Origin of the sequence: Chloroflexus sp., from assembly GCF_034434295.1 — a bacterium.
Classification (GTDB): domain Bacteria; phylum Chloroflexota; class Chloroflexia; order Chloroflexales; family Chloroflexaceae; genus Chloroflexus.
This window is the reverse complement of record NZ_DAOTZQ010000053.1, coordinates 1-4,775: the sequence shown is the minus strand read 5'-3', so window position 1 is coordinate 4,775 and position 4,775 is coordinate 1. Positions and strand designations below refer to the sequence as shown.

Genomic DNA, 4,775 nt, shown 5'->3' with positions numbered 1-4,775 from the left:
TATCAAAAACAGCTCTACGCCGATGGGGTTTTTGCGTTTGATGATCGTGTTCGCATCTGGTCTCGTAGCCAGTTTAACCACTCTTGCAGGCCGGCCTCGCTACGGGCAGAGGTGGCAATGATCGGGGCGAGAGGATTAACAGCGCGAATATTATTCTCGGCACTCACCCGATCAAACCCCACCGGTTCTGCCAGATCCATCTTGGTCAGGATGACCGCATCGGCGGTGGCAAAGGTCGCCGGATACTTCAACGGTTTATCTTCACCTTCAGTTGTAGAGAGCAGGACCACGCGCACCGCTTCGCCGAGATCGTAGCCGGCGGGACAAACCAGATTCCCAACGTTCTCGATAAAGAGAAGATCGATCTGGTTGAGGTCCCAATCGGCGAGATGGCGGGCAACGATGTCGGCTTCAAGATGGCACATATCGCCGGTCTGAATCTGTCGTACCAGCCCACCACTGCGTGCCAGCCGACGGGCATCGTTGTCGGTAGCCAGATCGCCGACCAGCGCCGCGACCCGGCATTCGGCCAGCATCATGCGCATCGTCGCTTCGAGCAGGCTGGTTTTGCCGGCGCCAGGACTGGACAGCAGATTGACAACCGTCACGCCGGCGGCGTGAAAGCGGTGTCGCAACGCGGCAGCGAGTTGATCGTTCTTGTTCAACACGCCCTGGCGAATTTCGATCAGCCGTTTTGTCTCGTAGGTCATGGTGTCTCCAGTGCAACCAGTTCTAACTCGCGTCCATGGATAATCTGACCGCAGGGGCGATTACACTGCGGACAGCGGAATAGTCGCGGATTGGCCAGGGTCACTTCGGCGTTGCAATCCGGGCAAAAGACGACCACCGGCACCTCTTCGATAATCAGGTCAGCCCCGGCCAGCGGTGTGCCTTCGGCGGCGATGGCGAAGCTGAAGCGAAGCGCATCGGCGACCACCCCGGCGAGGGCTCCGATCCGCAGGTGAACGGCGCTAATTCGCTCTGCTCCCGCTTCTGCCGCAGCATTGCTGGCAATCGTCACGATGTTGTGCGCAATCGATAGTTCGTGCATCAGCCTATTTCAGCGAACGACCAAAACGACGACCGAATTCAACAATCAGCCCGGCAGCGCGTTGTACATCGGGATCGCGCAACGCCCGGAGCAGACCAAACAGGCCAATTGGTTTCGGCTCCTGGCGCACCGCCTCGTGACTGGCGACAAAGGCATCACCCGCTTCCCCAACCAGCCGTACCGTATCGGGATGGAACACGCCCGAATCGAGCAGTGCGTCGAACTCTGCCGAGGCGATAAACGGCTCGATCCGCTCGATTACCTCGATGAAGTTGGGCGCGACAGCCACCAGGCGGGGGAAGTAGGGCAGGAACGCGATGAAGGCATCGATCAGCTTATCAGCCGTGATCGTGCGATCATTCATTGTTGTGCGCAGCTCTTCGACCGCCACTCGGATATTTTCGGTCAGCTCATCACCGCGCACCAGCAGGTGATCGAGCGCACTGACCAGGAAAGCCAGCAGTTCACTCTGCGCCAGCAGACGATCAAGCGCGGCCAGCGTATCAGGTTTGCTTACGGTTGCGAGCAGGCGCTGAAATGCCGGCTGTGCCGTCAACGCTGCCAACTGCTCAACAGTCGTAGTCAATTGCGGGAGCGTCCGTGACAGTCGCATCAGTTGGGCAGCCAGGGCGCCGCCATCATCGGGGAAAGCGGTACGCAATTCGTGAACGCCGGCAGCAACGTTGTCGGCGATGACGTCACCCCGTTGTAAGAGGCTATCCACTGCGCCGACCGAAAAAGCCAGCAGTTCGGCGTGATCTAGCAGCCGGTGCAGGGCGGCAGCCGTCTGCGGTTCGTTGAGTCGTTCGAGTAACGCATGTGCGTTTAACGGACGGTCGGCGTGAGCCGTGGTCGTAGCGCCATTGCTGGTCATTGCGCTCCTCGCTCAATAGTGGTAGCGAACACGAATCGCGGTAATACAAGCGAAAAAAGTGACTGCTTGAACGAAGCATAAGAATTACTGATGTATAACTCAAGTTACAACTTCACAACCGTCGGTTGTCGTTAGTCGTTCTGCGGGTTGGGTTGTGCTACAGTAGTACCAGCAGTCGGTAGCACGAAGATGATGGGCATCACTCATGACAGGCGAAGCGAACAATCCTCAGCAGCGGCGCTGGCGGATCAGTGTGCGCGGTATTGTGCAGGGGGTCGGCTTTCGGCCATTTGTGTTTGGTCTGGCCGACCGCTGGCGTTTAGCCGGTTTTGTGCGCAACGATAGCAACGGGGTTACGATAGAAGTCGAGGGCGATGAGCATGCCCTGCATACGTTCGTGCATGCCCTGCGCACAGAGGCTCCTCCGCTGGCCCGGATCGATCAGGTGAGTGTTGAGCCGCTAGCACTGGTTGGTGAGCGCAGCTTTGTGATTGCGACCAGCCAGGCTCAACCGCAGCGACGCACCCTGATCGCTCCCGATACTGCCACCTGTGCCGATTGTTTGCGCGAGATCAACGATCCTGCCGACCGCCGCTATCGGTATGCGTTCACCAACTGCACGAATTGTGGCCCCCGCTTTACGATTGTGCTCGATGTGCCCTACGACCGTGTCAACACCACGATGCGAACCTTCCCCCTCTGCGCCCAGTGCCGGGCAGAGTATGAAGACCCGCGTAACCGGCGGTTTCACGCTCAGCCGACGGCATGCCCGGCGTGTGGGCCGCACCTGCGCTGGTCGGGTGAAGCAACCGATCCGCTGATCGCGGCAGCCACAGCTCTGGCAAACGGCGACATCGTGGCTGTGAAGGGATTGGGTGGTTACCATCTGGCCTGTGCTGCTGATGATGAAACGGCGGTAAGCCGTCTCCGCCAGCGCAAGCAGCGCGAAGCACGGCCACTGGCGCTGATGGTGCGCGATGAAGCCGTCGCCGCCCACCTTTGCTTCATCGATCCAGTAGCACATACCATCCTGACCAGTCCCGTGCGTCCGATTGTGCTGTTACCCCGCCGTCCAGACGCACCGGTTGCCCCTTCGGTTGCGCCGGGGATGCAGACGCTGGGGATTATGCTCCCGTACACGCCGCTGCACCATCTGCTACTGGCTGAATACGCCAGTGTAGCCGGCTCAACCCGCCCGTCGGCAATCGTGTTGACCAGCGGTAATCTGAGTGATGAACCGATTGCGTATGAAGACGACGATGCCGTACAACGCTTAAGCCCAATTGCCGATGCGATGCTGAGTCACAATCGCCCGATCCACATGCGTTGTGACGACAGCGTCGTGCGAGTGGCCGCCGGTGGGCCATTGCTGATCCGGCGTTCACGGGGCTACGCCCCGGCACCGATCACCCTGGCGAGCGCACTCCCCTGCCCGATCCTCGCTTGCGGTGGTCACCTCAAAAATACCTTTGCTCTCGGTCGTGGACGAGAGGTCTTCCTGAGCCATCACATCGGCGATCTGGAGAATCTCCCGACCCTGCGTTCCTTCCACGAAGGCATTGCCCACTTTCAGCGCCTGTTTGACATCCAGCCGGAAGTGGTTGCCTACGATCTCCATCCCGGCTACCTGGCCACGCAGGCTGCCCTGGCGATGGCGATTCCGCACAAGATCGGCGTACAGCATCACCACGCACACATTGCTGCGGTATTGGCCGAATATGGCATGGATGGGCCGGTGATTGGTCTGGCGGCGGATGGCAGCGGGTACGGGCCTGATAGCACGGTCTGGGGTGGTGAGATATTCATCGCGACCTGTGCCGATTACCGGCGGGTCGGGCATCTGGGACATCTGCTGCTGCCCGGCGGTGAACAGGCGGTACGCCAGCCGTGGCGGGTGGCAGCGGCGGCATTATCAACGATCTACGGCACCGACTTCTGGCAGCTTTCATTACCACTCGTCCAACAGCTTGATCGTTCTGCCTGGACAGTACTGGCCCGCATGATAGAACGCTCGCTCAACACGCCACGGACATCGAGCCTGGGACGCTTGTTCGATGCAGCGGCGGTGCTGGTGGGGATCGGGCAAACAGCGCACTACGAAGGGGAGCTGGCCATTCTCCTGGAACAGATTGCCGATCACGACCAGCCGCCCTATCCGCTGCCGATCCGTGAAGCGGCGTCCGCCCAGGAGCCTTTTGTGCTGGATGGTCTCGCGCTGCTAGCGGCACTGGTTGATGACATGCAGCGAGGGGTAGCGCCGGCAGCCATCGCCGGGCGCGTACACCAGGGAGTAGCCCATGGTTTATTGATGGCCTGCCGGCGCGTGCGTGATGAGCATGGCCTCACAACCGTCGCGGTAAGTGGGGGTGTCTTCCAGAACGTGTTCCTGCTGGAAACCCTCACCGCACTGCTCACCGCCGATGGCTTCACCGTCCTGATCCCCCGCCTGGCACCGCCAAACGACGGCGGCCTGGCGCTCGGTCAGGTCGTAGTTGCCGGTGCAGTGATGGCGATGAGGTAGTCGCCCTCACCCCCAACCCCTCTCCCGCACGGCGGGCGAGGGGGAGCGCCCTCACCCCCGGCCCCTCTCCCGAACGGCGGGCGGGGGGGAGCGCCCTCACCCCCAATCCCTCTCCCGCACGGCGGGCGAGGGGAGCATGCGCTCAACACTTCCCCTAATAGAGAGCACGCCCTTCATCCGCCCCCGCTCCTCTCCCACCGGGGAGAGGAGCGGGGGCTGGGGGGTGAGGTGAGGGGGGAGCGCCCTCACCCCCGCCCCCGCTCCCGCACGGCGGGCGAGGGGGAGCGCCCTCACCCCCAACCCCTCTCCCGCACGGCGGGCGAGGGGAG

General features: G+C 61.5%; 4 protein-coding genes. 1 reads left to right on the top strand and 3 read right to left on the bottom strand.

What is annotated here, in order from left to right; all coding sequences use genetic code 11:
* Nucleotides 1-14: 14 nt before the first annotated feature.
* The 3 genes from hypB to VAE57_RS08160 are packed head-to-tail and all read right to left on the bottom strand — an operon-like array spanning nucleotide 15 to nucleotide 1,925.
* Complete coding sequence (gene hypB / locus VAE57_RS08170) at nucleotides 15-710, bottom strand: hydrogenase nickel incorporation protein HypB (protein WP_322821391.1); 696 nt, start codon at nucleotides 708-710, stop codon at nucleotides 15-17.
* On the bottom strand, nucleotides 707-1,051 hold the full coding sequence (gene hypA / locus VAE57_RS08165; protein ID WP_322821390.1) for a hydrogenase maturation nickel metallochaperone HypA: 345 nt from the start codon (nucleotides 1,049-1,051) through the stop codon (nucleotides 707-709). The genes hypB and hypA overlap by 4 nt, the downstream gene beginning before the upstream one ends.
* A gap of 4 nt (nucleotides 1,052-1,055) precedes the next feature.
* Nucleotides 1,056-1,925, bottom strand: coding sequence for a DUF1641 domain-containing protein (locus tag VAE57_RS08160; protein ID WP_322821389.1), 870 nt, complete (start codon nucleotides 1,923-1,925; stop codon nucleotides 1,056-1,058).
* A 205-nt stretch (nucleotides 1,926-2,130) separates the two neighbouring features.
* Between VAE57_RS08160 and hypF the strand changes: the two genes are divergently transcribed.
* A complete protein-coding gene (gene hypF, locus VAE57_RS08155) occupies nucleotides 2,131-4,446 on the top strand; it encodes a carbamoyltransferase HypF (protein ID WP_322821388.1) in 2,316 nt (771 codons plus the stop codon).
* Nucleotides 4,447-4,775: the final 329 nt, after the last annotated feature.

Bases quoted from the DNA above. Each gene is read 5' to 3' on its own strand.
- VAE57_RS08160 (WP_322821389.1), bottom strand. From the start codon at position 1,925: ATGACCAGCAATGGCGCTACGACCACGGCTCACGCCGACCGTCCGTTA.
- hypB (WP_322821391.1), bottom strand. From the start codon at position 710: ATGACCTACGAGACAAAACGGCTGATCGAAATTCGCCAGGGCGTGTTG.
- hypF (WP_322821388.1), top strand. From the start codon at position 2,131: ATGACAGGCGAAGCGAACAATCCTCAGCAGCGGCGCTGGCGGATCAGT.
- hypA (WP_322821390.1), bottom strand. From the start codon at position 1,051: ATGCACGAACTATCGATTGCGCACAACATCGTGACGATTGCCAGCAAT.